Raw genomic sequence first — 21699 nt, 5'->3', positions numbered from 1 at the left:
TTATTTAAAAACCTTTTCAAGTGATTTGGCAAGCAATTCAACTGTTTTATCAACATTATTCCACTTATCGATACCAAGCAAACCTAGTCTAAATGTACTAAACTCATCTGATTCTCCACATTTTAATGGAACACCTGATGAAATTTGTACACCATTTTCAGCAAATGTTTTACCGGATTTAATTTCAAAGCTAGTTGCATAAGAAACAACAATACTAGGTGCAGCAACAGAAGGATCTGCTACTGATTTAATATTATGTTTTTTTAACAAGTCTCTGACCTTTCGACCTAATTGTGCTTGTTGTTCTTTTAATTTTTCTAGACCAATTTCTTTACTTTCCAACATGGCATCTCTTAATTGCATTAAGGAGTCTGTGGGCATAGTTGTGTGGTAGGCATGATTACCATTTTCATATGCTTGCATGATCTCAAACCATTTTTTTAAATCTAGAGCAAAGCTATCACTTTGGGTATCTTGAATTCGCAGACGAGCTCTATCATTACTTAACACAATACCACAACAAGGAGTAGAGCTCCAGACTTTTTGAGGTGCTGTTATTAAAATATCAACACCTAATTTCTGCATATCTACCCATGTGGCACCAGAAGCGATGCAATCAAGAATCAATAAACCACCATTATCATATGTTGCTTTTGCTACTTTTTGGATATATTCATCTGATAATATAATCCCAGAAGAAGTTTCCACATGCGTTGTAAAAACTAAATCTGGTTGATGTTGAGTGATACTTTCAATGACTTCATTGATACTTGCTGGGGCGTAATAAGGATTAATACCTGATTCTGTTGGTTTTGCTGTAAGTACAATTTCCTCGCTTGGTATTTTTGCCATATTAAAAATTTCGGTCCAGCGAAAATTAAAAAGACCATTACGTAGTGTCATGCATTTTTGGCCTTGAGCTAATTGTCTTGCCACTGCTTCCATACCTGAAGTCCCACTTCCTGGAATGATTGCAACATGATTGGCATGATAAAATTCCTTAAATAAGCAAGACAGATCACGCATAGTTATTTGAAATTTTTTAGACATATGGTTTACAGCTCGATCTGTATAAACTACTGAGTATTCTAGTAATTCATCTGGGTCGACAGTTTTTAGTGAAGAAAGCATGTAAAAATTCCTTTCTTAATTTAAAAGCCAATAATTAATAGAAATGACGGTATGGAGACTTCGTATTACATGAACATAAATAATATTCCAAAATTCTCAATATGATGAATAGTAATTATGAAAGAGTATTGTTATTTTAAACTGAATTTAGTATAGTAGGGCAGTCTTATGTTGACAATAAAATAATTCTTTTGGGTTTTGTATTCAAGGGTTGCATCTTTAGAGTACATCAGTGTTAGGCGTTCTTTTAGATTTTCAAGCGTTATTTTGTAACCGCTATTGCGTTCATTTTGTTTCGTTTTTTTATCAATGTTTATTGGATTTTTTATATGGATAAAAATCCAATGTCCTCTTTTGTCAATCGTTAATATGATAGGTTCAGGATCAATCAAGTCCTCTATGCCATGATATATTGCATTTTCTAGTAAGGGCTGTAAAAAAAGATAAGGTGTAATACTTTTGTACGGGGCACGAATATCACAAATTATTTTGAGTCTTTCTTCGCCTAACCTTATTTTTTCAATATTCATATAGGCCTGTATTAACTCTAATTCGTATTGTAGTGTACTATAGCTATTTTTTTTAAGTAAGGCTCTAAATAAGTCAGACATATTCTGCAGAACTTTTTCAGCTTCATTAGGACGAGTGCCTATCAGACTAATAGCTGCATTTAAACTATTAAATAAAAAATGAGGACGAATACTTGAAGTTAGTGCAATTAGTTTGGACTCAATTAAGGCTGGCATCAAACTGTGTTTATGAATGGTATAATGCTTGAGAGAAATTAAATACACCATATTTATGGTAATAAAATAAATATGGATTAAGGGATTGGGTGTAGCTAAAAAATAATAGTATACGTAATATATGCCGTTTATCATCATCAATACAGTAAGTATTTTGATCAAGTATACTGGTATTTTTCGTATTTGATTATTCAAAATCATTAGTAGGATAAGGTTACACAAAGTTGCTGGAATAAACCAAATAAGTATTTCTGTTAAATAATAAAGATAGTTATTTGAGAATTTAAAATTTGAAATTCCAGCGAGTATGAATATTAATGATAGGTTGGTGGCAATGATAGTAATAATAATGCTAAGATTGCGAAAGTCAGGTAATTCAAGCCAATTTTTTTTATATGAAAACATTTAGTTAGAATCCAATCGGTTTTTTAGAATAGCTTTTTTTAAGAAAGTATTATTATGCATGATAACAAAAAATGGTCTGGTAGGTTTACTGAACCTGTAGCAGAGTTGGTAAAAAAATATACAGGTTCTATAAATTTTGATAAAAAATTAGCAAGAGTAGATATTGAGGGTTCATTGGCTCATGCTCAAATGTTACAAGAATCTGGAGTGATTAGTGAACATGATTTGAAAGCAATCCAAGTAGGTTTAAATGATATCTTACAGATGATAAACTCTGATGATATGCCTTGGTCACTAGATCTGGAAGATGTGCATATGAATATTGAAAAGATATTGACTGATAAAATAGGCGATGCAGGGAAGCGATTACACACTGGTAGAAGTCGTAATGATCAGGTGGCAACGGATATTCGTTTATGGTTGCGTGGTGAAATTCACATTATTTCAGAGTGTGTCAAAAATTTACAACGATCCTTGTTAATCTTGGCTGAAAAAAATGTCAATACAATCATGCCCGGTTTTACACATTTACAAGTAGCACAACCGGTTAGTTTTGCACATCACTTACTGGCTTATGTTGAAATGCTAGCAAGAGATGATGAAAGGTTACAAGACTGCCTTAAAAGAGTTAATTCTATGCCTTTAGGGGCAGCCGCTTTAGCTGGTACGACTTTTCCGATTGATCGCAAGCTTACAGCAGAATTACTAGGATTTGAACGGATTTGTGAAAATTCTTTGGATGCAGTTTCAGATAGAGATTTTGCGATTGAGTTTTCAAGTGCAGCAAGTTTAATAATGATACATTTATCACGTTTATCAGAAGAGTTAATCATGTGGATGAGTCCAAGATTTGCTTTTATTGATATTGCAGACAGATTCTGTACCGGTTCTAGTATTATGCCTCAAAAGAAAAATCCAGATGTACCTGAATTAGTAAGAGCCAAAACAGCTCGTGTAGTGGGGAATTTAATGGATTTAATTCTCTTAATGAAAGCACAACCATTGGCTTATAATAGAGATAATCAAGAGGATAAAGAGCCATTGTTTGATTCTGTAGATACCTTGATAGCTACTTTAACCATTTATGCAGATATGATTTTAGCTATTACCCCTAAGCCTGACAATATGTATTCTGCAGTTTTACAAGGCTATGCAACAGCAACTGATTTAGCTGACTATTTAGTTAAAAGGGGTGTTCCTTTTAGAGAAAGTCATGGAGTGGTTGCTAGAGCTGTAAAAAAAGCGGAAGAAGAACAATGTGATTTAGCTGACTTATCCTTATCAGTATTGCAAGAATTCAGTCCTCTGATTCAAGAAGATGTGTATCAAATTCTCACACCAGAGGGTAGTATGGCTCAAAGGGATCATTTGGGCGGAACGGCACCTAAACAGGTAAATGCACAAATCAATAAATGGAAAAATAAGCTATATCAATAGAAGGATTTAATAGTGTTGAGAACGAGTAAAAATCTGATACAATTGTGAGTGTTACAGGTAAAAATATTCTTTAGATATAGCGTTGTACATTAAAAGGAAAAAATATGTTAGAAAACTACCAAAAACAAGCTAAAGAAAGAGGAGATTTAGGTATTCCACCTTTACCATTAACAGCAGAGGAGGTTACCGAAGTAGCAGAATTATTGAAAAACCCTCCAAAAGGGGAAGAAAGGAATTTGGTTAATTTATTGGCATATCGTGTCCCACCTGGTGTTGATGATGCAGCCAAGGTGAAGGCCTCTTTCTTAGCGTCCTTGGCAAAAGGTCATGTGAAGTCACCAGTTATCAGTCCTAAATATGCTACTGAGCTTTTAGGTACAATGTTAGGCGGTTATAACATACAGCCTTTGATTGATTTGCTAGATGATGAAAAATTAGCTTCCACTGCGGCTAAATCTTTAAAACATACTCTGTTAATGTTTGATGCCTTTTATGACGTAAAAGAAAAAATGGATCAAGGCAATTCATATGCTAAAGAAGTTATTGAATCATGGGCAAATGCGGAGTGGTTTACTACAAAACCTAAGGTTCCTGAAAAAATTACAGTAACCGTTTTTAAAGTCATTGGTGAGACTAATACTGATGATTTATCTCCAGCACCAGATGCATGGAGTCGCCCTGATATTCCACTACATGCTTTAGCCATGCTCAAAAATTCAAGAGAAGGTATTAACCCAGATGATCCGGGTAAAACAGGTCCAATTAAACAATTGGAAGAATTAAAATTAAAAGGTTATCAAATAGCCTATGTAGGTGATGTTGTTGGTACAGGATCAAGTCGTAAGTCTGCTACAAATTCTGTCATTTGGCATACAGGTCAAGATATCCCTTTTGTTCCTAATAAGAGATTTGGTGGTATTTGCCTTGGTGGTAAGATTGCACCAATTTTTTTCAATACACAAGAAGATTCAGGTGCCTTACCTATTGAAGTAGATGTTTCTCAACTAAATATGGGAGATGTCATAGAAATCTATCCTTATACAGGAAAAATCAAAAAAGATGGTCAGATTATTGCCGAGTTTGAACTAAAATCTGAAGTATTATTGGATGAGGTTCAAGCAGGGGGACGTATTAATTTAATTATTGGTAGAGGTTTAACCTCTAAAGCGAGGGAAGCATTAAACTTAGGAGTAGCAACAGATGTATTTCGTTTACCCAAATCACCTAAAGGTAATGTAGCCTTTACCTTAGCTCAAAAAATTGTTGGTCGTGCATGTGGACTGCCTGAGGGTAAAGGTATCCTTCCAGGTACTTATTGTGAACCTAAAATAACTTCTGTTGGTTCTCAAGATACAACAGGGCCTATGACACGTGATGAGCTAAAAGATTTGGCTTGTTTAGGCTTCTCTGCCGACTTGGTTATGCAATCTTTCTGTCACACAGCAGCGTATCCTAAACTCGTTGATGTCAAAACGCATAAAGAACTACCTGATTTTATGATAGAAAGAGGTGGTATTTCTTTGCGGCCTGGTGATGGTGTTATTCACTCTTGGTTAAATCGTTTTTTACTACCTGATACTGTAGGAACGGGTGGCGATTCTCATACTCGTTTCCCTATTGGTATTTCTTTTCCTGCTGGTTCTGGTTTGGTCGCTTTTGCTGCAGCAACAGGTATTATGCCGTTGGATATGCCTGAGTCTGTATTGGTGAGATTCAGTGGAGCGCTACAACCCGGGATTACCTTGAGAGATTTGGTCAATTCTATTCCATTTTATGCTATTAAACAGGGATTATTAACTGTTGAAAAAGAGGGAAAGAAAAATATTTTTTCTGGTCGTATCTTGGAAATTGAAGGGTTACCAGACTTGAAAGTAGAGCAAGCTTTTGAGTTGACTGATGCTTCGGCAGAGCGTTCAGCAGCAGGTTGTACTGTTCAATTGAACAAAGAACCAATTATTGAATATTTAGAATCTAACATTGTATTAATGAAGAATATGATTGCCAATGGTTATGAAGATAAAAGAACTTTGGTTCGTCGTATCAAAAACATGCAAAAATGGTTACAAAATCCTCAGTTATTGGTTGCTGATAAAAATGCTGAATATGCTGCTGTGATTGAAATCAATATGGATGAGATTAAGGAACCTATTTTAGCTTGTCCTAATGATCCAGACGATGTGAAAATATTGTCGGATGTTGCAGGAACTAATATTGATGAAGTGTTTATTGGGTCTTGTATGACTAATATTGGACATTTTAGAGCGGCAGGTCAATTACTCAATGGGAAGTCTGATATTATGGTTAAGTTATGGATCGCACCTCCGACAAAAATGGATGCACGAGAACTTTCTGATGAGGGTTATTATAGTGTATTGGGTAGAGCCGGAGCTCGTATGGAAATACCAGGTTGCTCATTGTGTATGGGGAATCAAGCACAAGTAAGAGAGGGTGCTACTGTTGTGTCTACCTCTACCCGCAATTTCCCTAATCGTTTGGGAAAAAATGCCCAAGTGTATTTATCTTCTGCAGAACTAGCAGCAGTTACAGCACTTTTGGGTCATATTCCAAGTGTTGAAGAATATCAAAAAAATATTGGTGTTATCAATGAAAAAAGTGATCAAATTTATCGTTATATGAATTTTGATAAGATCCCAGAATATCAAAAAGTAGCAGATAATATTAATCTTTAAGCTATTTTCTTGAAAGAAAATTTTTGGAATAAAAAAAGTTCGGTAAGAATAACCGAACTTTTTATTTGGTATTATTCTTTAGATGAGATGTGATATTGAGATTAATAAAAATGGATCTATTAAGAATTAGAAGTTTTCCAACATTAATATCATGCTTATTTTTTTCAAAAGTTGGTGACTATGCTTATGAATTAATTTTTATTTTTATAGTTCTTGAAACCACCAATAATGATTATTTCATTACAGGACTTATTTACTTCTTTAGGTTTATTCCATTTATATTTTTTGGACCTATAGGCGGATGGAGAGCTGATAATCGGAATATTAAAAAGAACTTACTATTCAGTGAAATCATAAGATTTCTAGTATCTGCCATACTTTTATTTGCCTATATGAATGAATCTACCAATATTATTATATTGGTTATAGCGTCAATTTTTACAACTATTGGGCGTAGTATATTTCAGCCTAGTTTTCAAACCTCTATCCCTAAAATAATGGAAGATAAAAATATTCCACTTGCTAACAGTACTATACAAATTATTGAAGAGATAGCATCTGTATTGGGTCCTTTATTATGTTCATTTATTTTACTTATATCAGATAAACAATCAGTTTTGCTATTTAATTTTATTACTTACCTTATTTCTATAATAATTATATTCAATTTGGATATAGCTAGTGAAAATACCAAAACTATATTTAGTATTCCTAAAATTTATAAAGAAACTTCCTCAAACATTCAGAATATGTATCATTCAGAATATGGATTGTTTATTACTATTATTGGCTCAGCAATATGTATTCTATTCACTGGTTCAGTAATTCGCTTTATTATCCCTGCTGTATCAATACATATGGGACAAAACGAAACTTTCACTAGCTATATATTTTCTTTGATAGCAGCAGGAACGGTTGTAGGAGGAATAATCTATAATAAATTAATACCCAAAGCTACCCCCTATAAATTAATGTTATTTTGGTTTATCTACGGTATTATCATGTTAATTATGTCTTTATCACCAATTAGATTTATTCTACCATTTGGCTTTATTCTAGGGATATATGGTGCATTTGTTGATATAACGCTTATTACAACAATACAAGCTTACTCTAAAAAAGAAAATATAGGCAAGAACTTTGGTGCATTTTCAACATTAGCAAATACAGCAGAAGCTTTATCTGGCCTGGTCTCTGGCATAATCGCTTCCATTGGAATAGTCTTTTCATTCATTATGATGACATTATTAATAGCATTAACTGGGTTATTTGGAATGATGCTTACCTCGAGAAAACAATGAATTACATACTATAAAAGTAAAAAAAAGTAAACTGGAATTCCATATTATTCACTATAAAACATTGTTGGTGTATCTAATAAAGTTATTATGAATAAATACCCTTGAGAAACGCGTAATCGTGCATTCTTTTAATTATTATTTTCTTCTTTTTCCAGTTATTATTTGTAGATCAATTTCAGATTGTGCTTCATCTGCTCTGGCACAATTAGTACTATTTAATTGATCGTTAAAACTCATTTCTGAACATTCTTTTAATACTTTTTTTATAAGAGCCTCATCTTTTCTAAACTCATCCATAGAATATATTTTTTCTTTTGTAGAACAAGCAGTTAACATACATATCACCAACAAAAAACTTAATTTTTTCATTTTTTTTCCTTTCATTTGATTATTTATTACTGGTTAATTTTTTTATATTAATCTCTTCCTGTATTTTTCTGGATAACTTTAGCCAAGTACTTTAATATCGTTTTGTAGTACTAAAATATTAACAATAATTAGTACTGTTTTATTGTTTTGAGTACTGAACTCTATACACTGGCTGGCAACCAATGTTTAAAAATTTAACATAATATATATTATGCGAAATTAGATTTTAATCTATCATATCATATCTTACTTTTTCTTTTTCTTTTTTTTATCAGACTCATTCTTTAGTAAAAATGAGTTAAATAACTTTTCTGATTTTTTAATCAGTTCAGGCCAATTAGCTAAATTATCTTCGGTAACTATAAATGAAGATATAACATTTGGTATGTTTTTGGGAAAGAAATACGAAGTACACCAAGAAAATAATTTATCAGGGACTGGCTTGCATTCAATTACTAGATCGGCTTGATTATTTTTGGTTCTATGCCAATAGACAGCAAAGATTTTATCTTCAGATACAGGAATATCCAATTGTTCTAAATTTAGGTCTTTTCTAACAATAGCTTTATTATTACTAGTGATTTTATATTTTTTAAATAAACTTTCTAGATAAGGTCTTAAATTTTTAGGATTATTACGAATTATTTCATCACCAAATTGGTCTAATTGACCAAAAACATAGATAACTGCATTACTATAATCCACATTTTCCTGATTTTGAGAAGTAACTAAATATTGATCATAGGTTCCCCAATCTAACTTATCAAATCTATATTTACTTCTCCCTGGCTCTAATTCTGGCCAATCTATTACAATACTATAACTAATGATACGGTCATTACACCAACGCATATTAGCTTTCCAACCATTTTGTTCTAGAAAGCTAATGTCTGCATATCCCATTGGCATAAACATAAACTGTTTTGGGAACTTAATTATTTTATTGGCTAATGTGCCACAGTAGTAGTTGTTTCTTTCTTTACGTTCTTGAGAAGTTAAATTATCTAAGTAATTGTTATAGATAGCTTTATCTTCTGCTGTCATTTCAAAATGATAGATATCATTCTTGATAGTTGCATTACTTTTAAATAAAGGCGATTTATTTTTATCAAAGTAATCACATGCTGAAAGTAAGCATAAACTTGAGATTAGCAATATTATATTTTTTATTACTTTCATAAGGTTTATATATTTATTAAAATACTATCATGAATCGCTTTAGCAATAGCTTGCATTTCTTCGGGGCTTACTTGCTTTTTTGTTTGAAAGGTCATTTCATGCATTTCATTAATCGGTATCAAATGGACATGTACATGGGGAACCTCTAACCCGACAACAGCCATACCAACTCTCTTACAAGGTATAGTTTTACCTATTGCTTGAGCTACTTGATAAGTAAATTGCATTAGATCTAGGTAATCTTTTGATGCCATATCAAATATTATGTTGGTTTCTTCTTTAGGGATACATAGTGTATGTCCTTTAGTATTGGGGTTAATATCTAGGATTGCGATAAATCTATCTGTTTCATAAACTTTATAACTTGGAATATCGCCATTAATAATTTGTGTGAAAATAGAAGACATTTCTTTTCCTTAAAATATTACACTTAAAATTTAATCTGTTAAGTTACTTGAGTTAGTGGGATTGTTTTCATTGTCTACTTCTACTAATTTTTTTTTGATGCTTCTTACGCCAGCGTATAGCAATTATTATAAATAATATACCTAACAAAATAAAAATAATAATTTTGAAATTACTTATCATTCCCAATAGTAACTCTTTTTTTTCTGCACCATAGTGCCCAAGACAAATCCATATAGGTACTGAAATTAAAGTAGCAAAACCATCCATCAAGATGAACTTTATATAAGAAATTTTACCACTCATACCAGCAGTAATATAAATAGGTGTTCTCAAAACGGGTAAAAACCTCGCTACAAAAATCACACCATTACCGTATTTATCAAATTTTTGCTGAATAATACTTTCGTAATTTTTAGACGTCATAATTTTTGCTATCCAGCGAGAATTTAGAACTCTAGGGCCTAAAGCTTTTCCCAAAGTAAACATTAGTCCATCACCTATCAACACGCCAGCTATTCCAATAAAAATCATAGTCAATAGGTCTGCTTGTCCCAGCCCTGATATGATACCACCTGCAATCAAGGTGATATCTTCTGGAATGGGTAACCCCAATCCACAGAGGATAAGCACAGAAAAAACCGATAAATAACCATAGGTTGAGAAAAATACTTCTAAATAATCGAGCAATTTAATGTTCCTTTATCAATTAAGCAGTCATTGCGTGAGCTATGGATTGAACTAATTTTTTTGCTTGGTCAAATTTTTTAGCTTCTACCATTACTCTAACAACTGGTTCTGTTCCTGATGCCCTTACTACCACCCTACCCATGCCACCTTCTAATTGTTTTTCAACTTGTTCAATAGCTTTTTTTGATTTTTCTTGCCAATTAGAAGAAGGATCCACCCGTATATTTTGCATAATTTGAGGATAAGGAATCCAATCATCACGAATAGAATTTAAATTTTGGTTTAATATTTTTAGTGAGGAAAACACCTGTAGGGCAGAAATGATTCCATCACCAGTAATATGTTTATCTAAGCATAAAATATGGCCAGAAGCTTCTCCCCCTACTTCCCATTGTCTTTCTAATAATTTTTCCAGTACGTAACGATCACCTACTTGGGAACGTTCAAATTCGATTGACATGTTATTTAGAGCCTGTTCCATCGCCATATTAGTCATAACAGTACCAACAACACCTCCTTTTAATGTATTTGTGTATTGACGAGATTTTGCAATGATGTAGACAAGAGAATCACCATCGTAAATGAAACCATCTTTATCTACCATAATTAAGCGGTCACCATCACCGTCAATAGCAATGCCGTAATCTGCTTTATTTTCAAGCACAGCAGCCTGTAGAGTTTGAATATGGGTTGCACCTACTTTATCATTAATATTAAATCCATTGGGTGAGGCACCAATACTAATAACTTGAGCACCTAATTCATGAAATACTTTAGGTGCTACGTGATAACCTGCGCCATTGGCTGTATCCACAACAATTTTCAGAGTATACAAATCAAAATTAGAGGGAAATGTACTCTTACAGAACTCAATATAGCGTTCTGCTGCGCCATCAATACGTTTTGCTCTACCAAATTGATTAGGCGAAACATAACTCATTGGTTCACCCAGTGCTTTTTCAATTTCCAGCTCTATCTCATCTGATAGTTTTAAACCATCTTCAGTAAAGAATTTAATACCGTTATCAGAATAAACATTATGAGAAGCTGACAACATGACTCCGGCATTTAATCTTAAGGCTTTTGTTAGATACGAGATTCCTGGTGTTGGCAGAGGTCCTGTTAGTAAAACTCGAATACCTGCAGAGGTTAACCCTGCTTGTAAAGCAGCCTCTAACATGTATCCCGATATTCTTGTATCCTTACCAATAATAATCGTTGGTTCTTGACGTTGATTATGATTTACTAGTACTCTGCCGGCGGCATTACCTAATTTTAAAATAAATTCTGGTGTAATAATTGAACTTCCAACTTTTCCACGTATTCCATCTGTTCCAAAATATTTTTTTTTCATATGACTTAATTTCTACATCATTGGGCATTAAAGTAAAATTACTATATTATTTGACGCCTTAATTTAATATCTGCTAATGTTACCATTTGAATTCTGATTGTGATAGGCTTAATATCATTTTTCTTTTATAATTAAAGTAAAATAATTAAAAGGAGTTAGAATGTCTAGAATAATTTATTGTGTTAGACTGAAAAAAGAAGCTACAGGTCTAAAATTCCCCCCGTTTCCTAATGAAATAGGAAAAAGAATATATGAAAATATATCTCAAGAAGCTTGGGATGAGTGGACGAGATATCAAACGATGCTGATTAATGAGAATCGTTTAAATCTTTCTGATGCTACAGCAAGAAAATATCTACTACAGCAAATGGAGAATTTTTTCTTTAGTGATAATTCAGCTGGTAATATCCTCTAAAAAGGATTTGGGTATTTAGGTTTATATAAAATGAGTAAATTAAAATGAATCCTATTAATAGTAATATCCTTTGTCGTGAATCAAGTCTAATTGAATTTAATAAGAGAGTTTTGGCACAAGCCTTACATGAAAGTACCCCTCTACTGGAGCGCCTAAAATTTTTATCGATTGTTTCTTCTAATCTAGATGAATTTTTTGAGGTAAGAATTGCAGCCTTAAAAAGATTAGATAAGTTAAATCCTGACTCACCTCTCCTTAATGGAGAAACGCCTAGTGAAATATTAAAAAATGTTAGGCAAAAAGCAAGGATTTTAATTGATGAACAATATAAATTATTAAATAATAATATAATTCCTGCGTTAAGAGCAGAAAGGATTATTTTTTTAAAAAGAGAAGAATGGACACAAGAGCAATCTGAATGGATTGAAGAATATTTTAACCAACAGATTAAGCCTGTTATTACCCCTATTGGACTCGATCCAGCCCATCCATTTCCTAAATTATCAAATAAGTCTTTGAACTTTATAATTGAATTGGAAGGTAGTGATGCTTTTGGTCGTCCTACCAATCTAGCTGTTGTTCAAGCACCTCGTATTTTACCAAGGGTTGTTAAATTGCCTGAACACCTTTCGAATAATACAGACAGCCTTGTATTTTTATCTTCCATCATTCATGATCGTATCCAGGATGTATTTTTAGGGATGAACGTCAAAGGATGTTACCAATTTAGATTAACGAGAGATAGTGAATTGATAGTTGATGATGATGATTTAAAGGATTTATTATTGGCTGTTCAAGGGGAGCTACACGAACGACAGTATGGCAAGGCAGTACGTTTGGAAGTTGCGACTAATTGTCCTGAGAGACTAGTTAACTATTTAACTAAATTATTTAAATTAGAAGATGATGAAGTCTATCGAGTTAATGGCCCTGTTAATTTGATTCGCTTAATTTCAGTTCCGGACATGATCAATCGTCCTGATTTGAAATTTCCCCCGAAAATACCCAGTATTCCGGAAATTTTCAAAAATGAGAGTTCGATTTTTGATATTTTTCGTGAGCAAGATATTCTCTTACATCATCCCTATCAATCATTTCAACCAGTGGTGGATTTTATTCAAGCGGCATCTAAAGATCCGAAAGTAGTAGCTATTAAAATGACTATTTATCGTACAGGTTCAAATTCGGACATTATCAAAGCATTAATTGCAGCCGCCTTTTCAGGCAAAGAAGTAACTGTAGTTGTTGAATTAATGGCTAGATTTGATGAAGAAGCTAATGTTTATTGGGCTAATAGGTTGGAAGATGCGGGTGCTCATGTAGTTTATGGGGTTGTTGGTTATAAAGTTCATGCTAAAATGATTCTGGTTGTTCGAAAAGAAGATAATGAACTAAAGCGTTATGGGCATCTAGGCACAGGTAATTACCATCAAGGAACTTCTAAGTTGTATACTGATTTTTGCTTATTAACAGCAGATCCTGATATTACAGCAGATATGAACGAGATCTTTATACAAATAACTGGTTTAGGACATGCGGGGCAACTAAAAAAGATGTATCAAAGCCCTTTTACTTTGCACAAGCTGTTGCTTGATTCAATAAAAAGGGAAATTGAGAATGCTCGACAAGGCAAACCTGCTAAAATTATGGCTAAAATGAATTCACTTGTAGAACCTAAGCTAGTAGAAGCACTGTATGAAGCGTCTCAAGCTGGTGTAGAAATTGATTTAATTGTAAGAGGTATTTGCACCCTAAAACCTCAAGTAGCTAATTTGTCTGAAAATATTCGAGTACGCTCTGTTATTGGTCGATTGCTTGAACACTCTAGAGTATTCTATTTCTATAATAATGGTGCTGAAAATACTTATATATCTAGTGCTGATTGGATGTCACGTAATATGTTGGGTCGGGTAGAAACTTGTGTGCCAATATTGGATGAGTCAATTAAAAAGAGAGTTATTAATGAGGGTTTTACTCTAGCTCTAGAGGATAACCAGTGTGCTTGGGAAATGTTGGGAGATGGTAGTTATAGTCGAGTGGCTTTCAACAAAAATGACAGAGCAATTAACCTACATGATGAATTGTTTAATTTATTGATAGACCATTAATTTTACTGATGTTTTCACCATGTGGAGAAAGCAATACCTATTCCCCCCATTGGAGAGCTTGAGGAATTGTAATACCTATGTGTTTTAAAATTCTTATTACAACAAAGTCAATTAAATCTTCAATTTTTGTAGGCTTATGATAAAAACCCGGTATTGGCGGAATAATTTCAACACCAATTTGACTAAGTTTTAACATATTTTCTAAATGAATATTAGAGAAAGGCATTTCTCTAGGTACTAAAATCAGTTGTTTATTTTCTTTTAAAACGACATCTGCAGCCCTTTCAATTAAGTTATCAGATAATCCATGAGCGATAGCTGAAAGCGTCCCCATGCTACAAGGACATATTAACATGCTGTCTACGGTATTAGAACCTGAAGCAACACAACTAAACCAGTCTTCTATACCTACAAGGGTTAGATTAACTAATGGAGATTGGAAATTTTCTTTCAAAAATAATTTACTATTTTCTAAGTTCTCACTGAGACTCCAGTTCAGCTCTTGTTTAGCAACAATTTGGGCGGCCTTAGAATAAACAAAATAGATCTGATGAGGTGTGTTAATCAAAAATTGAAGTAATTTTTTTGTATAGGGCGCCCCGGAAGCACCTGTCATAGCAATTAGTATTTTTTTTCTTGTCATAGAATATCAATAATTTATATGTTAGAATTTACGTCAAGCAATTAATGCATATCAAGTAATCAATGCATATTATCATAAAAAACATCGTAATCGAGGATATAATTGTGTTAAAAAAATATTGGTTTCTTTTCCCGTTAATAGGTCTTATTCTATCAGCATGTCAAACTCCCCGATCTCGTTCTATTCCTAATAAGAGCTCTAAACCTAAAGTAACAAAGACTATATCTACCAGAGTACCAAGTAATGAGGCACCTTTAAAAATAATACCGTCTAAATTTAATGCAAGAATAGCTCAGAACTGTATTAAAAATAATATGTTGACCTATCTAGGTATTCCACCACAATTTATAGAAGAAGTTGAGTTGACAGATTACTCAAATATTGTTATCTTACGGAATCCTTATTCAAATAGTGAAGGTATGTATGTACGTATTGTTAAGGTTGGATCAACTAATTCTGTTCTAGAGTTATACAGAAATGGGATTCAGTTTGTTTCTAAGCTGTGGTATCAATTGTTAGATGTTTGTAAATAATTTTATAATATGAAGTTAATTAATATGAGCCAAGATAATAAAGTTAGTCAGCCAACTTCTATGGTATCAGCCTTTCAGTCGGCAGTGAAAAACTTGAGTAAAAAGAAACAACTCCAAATGATTTCGAATCATATATATTCTAAATACGAGGTATTTAGAAAATTTAAACCGTTGGCTTTACAGATTGATAAGGATTTACTAAAAGAATTATCACCCCAGTATAAACCAGAACTTATTGTTAGGTTTTTATTTATACATTGTAGAAAGCCTAGATATATAAAAGTTTTGTCAAAAGGTGGTAACAGATTTGATTTGACAGGTTCATTGAAAGGAGTCATCACAGAACAGCAGCAGCAACATGCCTTAAATCGTTGTTCTGTCAAAAAAGCTGCTGAGACTCAGCCATCTAGTAAAAATTTGAGTTAAATCATGTTGAATGATAACTATTTTGTAACGCTTTGAATGGATTTTCTTATGGACTCTTGGTTTACAGTTCTTTTTTCTCAATATGCAAACACACCAACGCATTTAATAGTGATTGAATTAATTGCTGTTTTTTGTGGAGTACTTAGTGTTATTTTTGCAAAAAAACAAAATATTTTAGTTTTTGCTTACGGAATTGTTAGTACGATCCTTTATGTTTATATGTTTTACCTACATAATTTATGGGGTAACATGTTGATTAATGCCTATTATACCATCATGAGTATTTATGGTTGGGTGTTATGGGCTCAAAAAAATGTAGACAGTGAACCTGCTTTACAGGTCACTCGTGCCACTAAAAAACAATGGTTGGTAGCTGGAATTATTTTTATTCTTGCCATAATCTTTGTTACCTTAATTTATAGTTATCAATCAGATTTTGAGTTTAATCTAGCATCTGGCCTTGATATACTAACAACTTCTATTTGTTGTTCTGCTATGTGGTTTATGGCTAAGAAGATTATTGAACATTGGCTATTGTGGATATTGGCAGATACATTGATTTTACCTATGTTTTTTTACGAAAAAATGTATTTTACAACTCTACAGTTTGTTATTCTTACTTTTATTGCTTATAAGGCTTACATTGAATGGAAAAAGTATCTAACCAAAAATTAATTCAACCGATTACACTGATTGGACCAGAATCTACAGGTAAGACAACCTTATGTGAAATATTAGCACCTAGGTACAATACTGTTTATGTACCTGAATACTTGCGTGAATATAGTCAAAAAAAATGGGATGCTGAGCAAAAACCTTGTGCTTGGGAGGATATGCCACTTGTACTTAAAGGCCAATTAGAAGATGAGAAGAAATACAGCTCATTGGCTAATAATTTTATATTTTTAGATACTAATCCACTTACTTTATATATTTACTCACATATCTATTTCCAAAAAGCACCACAAGAAATAGTTGAAGCTTGTTTAAATCGGAATCCTAAAGAATATTATTTATTAACAGATGTCGATGTTCCATGGGAATTTGATGTTTTAAGAGATAGACCCAATGATAGAGAATATATTTTTGATTTAATGAAAGAAGAATTATTAAAGAGAGAGTTACCATTTTCGGTTATTTCAGGCACAGTATCAGAAAGAGTGAAACAGGTTGATGATTTATTAGGTAAATTTTAATTTGTTATTCAACTTATTGACTTAATTGCTTTAATGATACCTTCAATCGTTAACGGGTACATATTTCCTAACACTAATTCTCTCATTATGCCTATTGATGGCGTATATCCCCAATATTTTTTTTGTACAGGATTTAACCATACCACATGGTTAAAATAATTTGTTATACGATTTATCCAGACCCTACCAGGTTCTTGATTGAAATGTTCCACACTACCACCTGGATAATTAATTTCGTAAGGTGACATGCTCGCATCTCCTACAAAAATTACTTTATAATTAGATTCATATCTTCGAATAATATCGTTAGTTAATATTGTTTCGCTGTATCTACGTTCATTATTTTGCCAAACAAATTCGTATACACAATTATGAAAGTAAAAAATGACCATATTTTTGAATTCATTTTTTACAGCTTGAAAGAGTTGTCGAGATAGATAGACGTAGTCATCCATAGAGCCACCTACGTCAAAAAATAGTAATACTTTAACAGCATTATGTCTTTCATATTGGTTTTTAATATCTAACAAACCTGCATTTTTAGCAGTAGCTTTGATAGTTTCACCTAAATCTAAGATTTCATTATTTTTATTTTTAGTAAGAATTCTCAGCCGTCTTAAAGCCAATTGCATATTTCTAGTATCTAGTTGGTTATCCTCATCTAGATCTTTAAATTGTCGTTTTTCCCAAACTTTAATTGCTTTTCTATGGTTTGATTTAAATTGATCAATCCTAAAACCTTCTGGATTATAGCCAAAAGCACCAAAAGGAGATATTCCTGCTGTTCCAATCCATTTATTACCACCTTGGTGTCTTTTTTTTTGTTCTCGTAAACGTTGTTTAAATAATTCCATTAATTTGTTCAGATCACCTTGAGATTTAATATTTTCCAGCTCTTGAGGGGTAAAGTATTTTTCTAGTTGTTTTACTAACCATTCTTTTGGAATATTGAAAGATTCAATATCAAGATCAATCTGTGCAACCCCCTCAAAATAATAAGCAAATACTTGATCGAATTTATCATAATATTTTTCATTTTTAATCAAAATTAATCTTGATATTTGATAAAAATCATCTATTGAGGCGAATATAATATGTTGTTCTAGAGCCTTGATTAGATCTAACCATTCCCTTATTGAAACGGGGATTTTTACTCTTCTTAGTTCAAAAAAGAAATCAATTAACATATACGAGTAATATGAGTTACTATTTATAATCCACTATTCTAACTCATTTTCATAAAAATGAATAAAAAACCATCTGTCACTAGGATACAGATGGTTTTTTTATAAGGTAAATAAACTTTAAGAGGACTGTGCTGATTGAGAACCACCAGACTGCTTTTGAAGTTCTCTTTGTAGATTGTCTAATAAATCTTCAGTGATCCCTGCAGATTGTGCTTGTTGAGGACCACCGGACTGTTTTTGAAGCTCTTTTTGTAGATTTTCTAAGAAATCTTCAATGACTCCTGCAGATTGTGCTTGTTGAGGACCACCGGACTGTTTTTGAAGCTCTTTTTGTAGATTTTCTAAGAAATCTTCAATGACTCCCGCAGATTGTGCTTGTTGAGGACCACCGGACTGTTTTTGAAGTTCTTTTTGTAGATTTTCTAGGAAATCTTCAATTCCTTCTGCTTGGATATTGGAAACTGTAAAAAATGCCATTGACATAGCCATTACTTTTAATAAATTTCTCATTTTATTTCCTCCAGACGTAAAGTATCAATAGAATTTAAAACTATACAAATTTGTGTTGGCCTCGATGATCAACATTAATGCCGAGCATTATAACATGTTGGTCACCATATTAGTCAATTTATCTTGTTTATAGTTCACTATAACAATAAAAAACAATTATTCATTTTATGGTTAATGATAGTATTATAAAGTGACTAGATAGCTAATATTGAATATAAAAAATACAATAAATTCTGTACAAGTAATAAGGTTGTTAAGTGAATAGAACAGAAGGAAATATAATTCTTTCTTTCTCTGATCCAATAGAATTAAATTCGTTTTTAAAAATGATGAATTGTATTTCATTAGTGGTAATTTGAGGTGATATACGATGACTAATCTTCTAAGCGGAAATTAACACCAAATTCTATATATGATTTTTTAGGAATATTATTTTCAATCCGAGGTATAAATTTTTCTTTTTTATATGTATTTAGGGCAGATCTGTCTAATTCAGGAGAGCCACTGCTCCTAACTATTCTGATATTTTCAACACTACCAGTTTCTGAAATATTTACGCCAAGAATTACAGTTCCTTCTACCCCCATTCTTCTGGCCTGTAATGGATAAGGAGGCTTAGATTTCTTATTATAGTCAGGTTGTTGATTGATCATTTTAGTATTTAAATTATTTTTTATTATATTGTTACTATTTGATTGAATCTCTAAAGCATTATTTTTGCCTGAAGCAGTCACTGCAGCATCTGCTGTTATTTTGTGATGATGATTATTATCTGTTTTTTTATTGGTCGGTTTTACTTTATCAGAGTTTTCTATAGTGTGAAATTGAGAGTTTGGGTCATCTGCTGATAGCATTCTTTCACGAGGTTTTTTTTCAATTTTTTTCTGTACTGGTTTGCTAGGTTGAAGTTTATGTTGATTGTCATTATTAATAGATTTATTTTGTCTATTATTATTTATATTATTACTTTTCCCAGTTAAATTATTTATATCAACTAACTCAAGAATCAATTCCTGTTTGAATTTTGGTGTATTACTGATGAACATTAATAAAAATATAGAGATCAAATGCACAATCGTAACAAGTACCCAGGCACAGATATTATAATATAATTTTTGCAAGCTATTTTCCTACGTTAAGTATTTGAAGTCATAGAAATAATATAATTATCACTAATAATAAAAAATGGTAATAATAATTATTATCTTTATTTTTTATTTTTTTTCAACTGTTTTATTAAAAATAATGGGATAGATTGTTTATCAATTTTGTTTTATACATTATATTACGCTCACAGGAGTATGCTTATAAAGAATAATCATATAACAAAGGGATTTGGCTTAAATCGGATAGATTTCTTACATATGCTAAAACTTTATTTGGAAATCTAATACCTTTAAATAGAGTCATATTTCTTAGCTCTGGGAATAAGTGAAAATCATCTAAGGATAAGATACCATTAACAGCACAATCATTTTCTATCAAAGTTTCTAGATTGACTAAGCATTTATTGATATGTGCTATATATTTAGTACTATGTTTTCTTAACTCCTCAAAAGAAACTTCTAAGTTGGACTCTTTTTTTCTGGTAAAATAGTCGATTGCTTTTTGGGTTTTAAATTCTGGGAATGGCGCTAATACATAATGAGGGCGTGATAATTTGGGCCAATTATCACCCAAAGTTAATAACCATTGTTGTATCCTAAAATCCTGTTTTCCCAAAATGATAGGATTGTCTAAATTATCAATATAATCAATGATATCTAGACTCTCAGTCATGGCAGTACCATCATCTTTTTCTAGTACAGGCACCACTTTAGTCCCTACTAAATCTAGTAAAAATTTTTCTTCATCATTTAATAAATACTTTAAAGTAAAATGAATTTTTTTAAAACCTAAAATCATTCTTGCTTTAATACAATATGGACAGTGCTCATAAACATACAACTTCATCATTTTTCCTTTTCTATACTGGTGTTCTTTCATAGAAAGATTGAGCCAAAGTACCTAAGTCAGTGTACTCTAATTCACTTCCTAAAGGCATACCTCTTGCTAAGCGTGTTACCTTAAAAGGTAATTTCTTTAGTATTTCTTGTAAAACCAGAGCAGTTACCTCTCCTTCCGCATTACAATTAGTGGCAATAATGATTTCTTTAACATTACCTTCATATAGTCTATTTAGTAGTTTTTTAATCGCAATTGAATTTAAATCCATATTTTGTAAAGGTTGTATACTACCCATCAGAACAAAATACAGACCTTTATGGCAATTTGCAGACTCTATAATAGAAACATCTAAAGGCATTTGTACCACCATTAATTGGGATTGATCTCTTGTTTGGTCAGCACACAGGTCACAAATATCATTTTCACAAAATGTATTACAAAGATGGCAATGTTTGATTTGTTTTAAGGCATTTTCTAAACATTTGATTAAATGTTTAGTACCTTCTCTGTTGTGTTGCAGTAAATGATAGGCAATTCTTTTTGCAGATTTTGTTCCAATACTAGGTAGAATCTCAAGTGCTTGAGCTAATTCATCAAAAGCATTCATGTTTAATCAATCCAATTAAAATAGAACAATTTGCCGTAATCTATGCAAATGGTTATCAATTAATGATGAAGTTTATAACATTTTATCCAAATAAGCGATCCATACCAGGTGGTAAATTTAAACCATTCGTAAATGCACCCATTTTTTCTTTTGTTGTACTTTCAATTTTATTGTTAGTATCATTCATTGCTGCAACAATCAGATCCTCTAACATTTCTTTATCATCTAATAAACTATTATCTTCGATAATGACACGCTTTACAGCATGATTGCAACTGGCAATAATTTTAATTGCACCAGCACCGGCTTCACCTTGAACTTCTATATTTGCCAATTCTTCTTGTGCCCTTTTCATGTTATTTTGCATTTGCTGAGCTTGCTTCATCAAATTTCCTAAACCTGCTTTTCCAAACATAATTT

At 32.2% G+C, this 21699-nt stretch carries 23 protein-coding genes; 9 read left to right on the top strand and 14 right to left on the bottom strand.

The window, feature by feature from the left end:
* Positions 1-1131 (bottom strand): aminotransferase class V-fold PLP-dependent enzyme, encoded by a 1131-nt coding sequence (locus tag GKC53_01315; protein ID QRN40804.1) that lies wholly within the window; start codon positions 1129-1131, stop codon positions 1-3.
* Positions 1132-1262: 131 nt separating this feature from the next.
* A complete protein-coding gene (locus GKC53_01310; protein ID QRN40803.1) occupies positions 1263-2282 on the bottom strand; it encodes a sensor histidine kinase in 1020 nt (339 codons plus the stop codon).
* Positions 2283-2336: 54 nt separating this feature from the next.
* Here GKC53_01310 and argH point away from each other — a divergent pair, with 54 nt between their 5' ends.
* The 3 genes from argH to GKC53_01295 all read left to right on the top strand — a co-directional run bounded on the left by argH (position 2337) and on the right by GKC53_01295 (position 7710).
* The gene (gene argH, locus GKC53_01305; GenBank protein ID QRN40802.1) at positions 2337-3719 is read left to right on the top strand and encodes an argininosuccinate lyase; all 1383 of its coding nucleotides are present in this window, start codon (positions 2337-2339) and stop codon (positions 3717-3719) included.
* 104 nt (positions 3720-3823) lie between these two features.
* Complete coding sequence (gene acnB / locus GKC53_01300; protein ID QRN40801.1) at positions 3824-6409, top strand: bifunctional aconitate hydratase 2/2-methylisocitrate dehydratase; 2586 nt, start codon at positions 3824-3826, stop codon at positions 6407-6409.
* Between the two features lie 110 nt (positions 6410-6519).
* Positions 6520-7710 carry an MFS transporter gene (locus GKC53_01295; GenBank protein QRN40800.1) on the top strand — a complete coding sequence of 397 codons (1191 nt, stop codon included), beginning with the start codon at positions 6520-6522 and terminating at the stop codon, positions 7708-7710.
* Between the two features lie 135 nt (positions 7711-7845).
* Here GKC53_01295 and GKC53_01290 read toward each other — a convergent pair whose 3' ends face one another.
* From GKC53_01290 to glmM, 5 genes are all read right to left on the bottom strand, one after another.
* A complete protein-coding gene (locus GKC53_01290; protein QRN40799.1) occupies positions 7846-8094 on the bottom strand; it encodes an EexN family lipoprotein in 249 nt (82 codons plus the stop codon).
* A gap of 231 nt (positions 8095-8325) precedes the next feature.
* A complete protein-coding gene (locus tag GKC53_01285) occupies positions 8326-9258 on the bottom strand; it encodes a hypothetical protein (GenBank protein ID QRN40798.1) in 933 nt (310 codons plus the stop codon).
* A 5-nt stretch (positions 9259-9263) separates the two neighbouring features.
* Positions 9264-9665, bottom strand: a complete 402-nt coding sequence (locus GKC53_01280; GenBank protein ID QRN40797.1) for an HIT domain-containing protein — start codon at positions 9663-9665, stop codon at positions 9264-9266.
* Between the two features lie 67 nt (positions 9666-9732).
* Positions 9733-10359, bottom strand: a complete 627-nt coding sequence (locus GKC53_01275; protein ID QRN40796.1) for a DedA family protein — start codon at positions 10357-10359, stop codon at positions 9733-9735.
* 13 nt (positions 10360-10372) lie between these two features.
* The gene (gene glmM, locus GKC53_01270) at positions 10373-11707 is read right to left on the bottom strand and encodes a phosphoglucosamine mutase (GenBank protein QRN40795.1); all 1335 of its coding nucleotides are present in this window, start codon (positions 11705-11707) and stop codon (positions 10373-10375) included.
* Between the two features lie 160 nt (positions 11708-11867).
* Here glmM and GKC53_01265 point away from each other — a divergent pair, with 160 nt between their 5' ends.
* The gene (locus tag GKC53_01265; protein ID QRN40794.1) at positions 11868-12122 is read left to right on the top strand and encodes an oxidative damage protection protein; all 255 of its coding nucleotides are present in this window, start codon (positions 11868-11870) and stop codon (positions 12120-12122) included.
* A gap of 44 nt (positions 12123-12166) precedes the next feature.
* Positions 12167-14230, top strand: a complete 2064-nt coding sequence (gene ppk1, locus GKC53_01260) for a polyphosphate kinase 1 (GenBank protein QRN40793.1) — start codon at positions 12167-12169, stop codon at positions 14228-14230.
* Positions 14231-14267: 37 nt separating this feature from the next.
* Here the strand turns inward: ppk1 and GKC53_01255 are convergent, their stop codons facing one another.
* Positions 14268-14873, bottom strand: a complete 606-nt coding sequence (locus tag GKC53_01255; protein ID QRN40792.1) for a UbiX family flavin prenyltransferase — start codon at positions 14871-14873, stop codon at positions 14268-14270.
* Positions 14874-14977: 104 nt separating this feature from the next.
* On the opposite strand from GKC53_01255, the gene GKC53_01250 reads away from it, so the two are divergent.
* The 4 genes from GKC53_01250 to GKC53_01235 are packed head-to-tail and all read left to right on the top strand — an operon-like array spanning position 14978 to position 17028.
* Positions 14978-15406, top strand: a complete 429-nt coding sequence (locus tag GKC53_01250) for a hypothetical protein (GenBank protein ID QRN40791.1) — start codon at positions 14978-14980, stop codon at positions 15404-15406.
* 24 nt (positions 15407-15430) lie between these two features.
* The gene (locus GKC53_01245; GenBank protein ID QRN40790.1) at positions 15431-15832 is read left to right on the top strand and encodes an osmoprotectant transport activator ProQ; all 402 of its coding nucleotides are present in this window, start codon (positions 15431-15433) and stop codon (positions 15830-15832) included.
* A 36-nt stretch (positions 15833-15868) separates the two neighbouring features.
* Positions 15869-16507, top strand: coding sequence for a nicotinamide riboside transporter PnuC (locus tag GKC53_01240; GenBank protein QRN40789.1), 639 nt, complete (start codon positions 15869-15871; stop codon positions 16505-16507).
* Entirely contained in the window at positions 16480-17028 is a 549-nt protein-coding gene (locus GKC53_01235; protein ID QRN40788.1) for an AAA family ATPase, read from the top strand. The genes GKC53_01240 and GKC53_01235 overlap by 28 nt, the downstream gene beginning before the upstream one ends.
* A gap of 8 nt (positions 17029-17036) precedes the next feature.
* Here GKC53_01235 and GKC53_01230 read toward each other — a convergent pair whose 3' ends face one another.
* From GKC53_01230 to GKC53_01205, 6 genes are all read right to left on the bottom strand, one after another.
* Positions 17037-18215 (bottom strand): VWA domain-containing protein, encoded by a 1179-nt coding sequence (locus GKC53_01230; protein QRN40787.1) that lies wholly within the window; start codon positions 18213-18215, stop codon positions 17037-17039.
* Positions 18216-18332: 117 nt separating this feature from the next.
* Complete coding sequence (locus GKC53_01225) at positions 18333-18725, bottom strand: hypothetical protein (GenBank protein QRN40786.1); 393 nt, start codon at positions 18723-18725, stop codon at positions 18333-18335.
* A gap of 374 nt (positions 18726-19099) precedes the next feature.
* Positions 19100-19846, bottom strand: a complete 747-nt coding sequence (locus GKC53_01220) for a TonB family protein (GenBank protein ID QRN40785.1) — start codon at positions 19844-19846, stop codon at positions 19100-19102.
* Positions 19847-20030: 184 nt separating this feature from the next.
* The gene (grxB, locus tag GKC53_01215) at positions 20031-20711 is read right to left on the bottom strand and encodes a glutaredoxin 2 (GenBank protein QRN40784.1); all 681 of its coding nucleotides are present in this window, start codon (positions 20709-20711) and stop codon (positions 20031-20033) included.
* Positions 20692-21279 carry a recombination protein RecR gene (gene recR / locus GKC53_01210; GenBank protein QRN40783.1) on the bottom strand — a complete coding sequence of 196 codons (588 nt, stop codon included), beginning with the start codon at positions 21277-21279 and terminating at the stop codon, positions 20692-20694. The genes grxB and recR overlap by 20 nt, the downstream gene beginning before the upstream one ends.
* 82 nt (positions 21280-21361) lie before the next feature.
* Positions 21362-21694: a YbaB/EbfC family nucleoid-associated protein gene (locus GKC53_01205; protein ID QRN40782.1), complete on the bottom strand. Its 333-nt coding sequence runs from the start codon at positions 21692-21694 to the stop codon at positions 21362-21364.
* Between the last annotated feature and the right edge of the window lie 5 nt (positions 21695-21699).

It is taken from the genome of Neisseriaceae bacterium, from assembly GCA_016864895.1.
GTDB lineage: Bacteria > Pseudomonadota > Gammaproteobacteria > Burkholderiales > Neisseriaceae > QFNR01.
The sequence above is the reverse complement of the archived record's forward strand: the minus strand, read 5'-3'. Positions and strand labels throughout refer to the sequence as shown.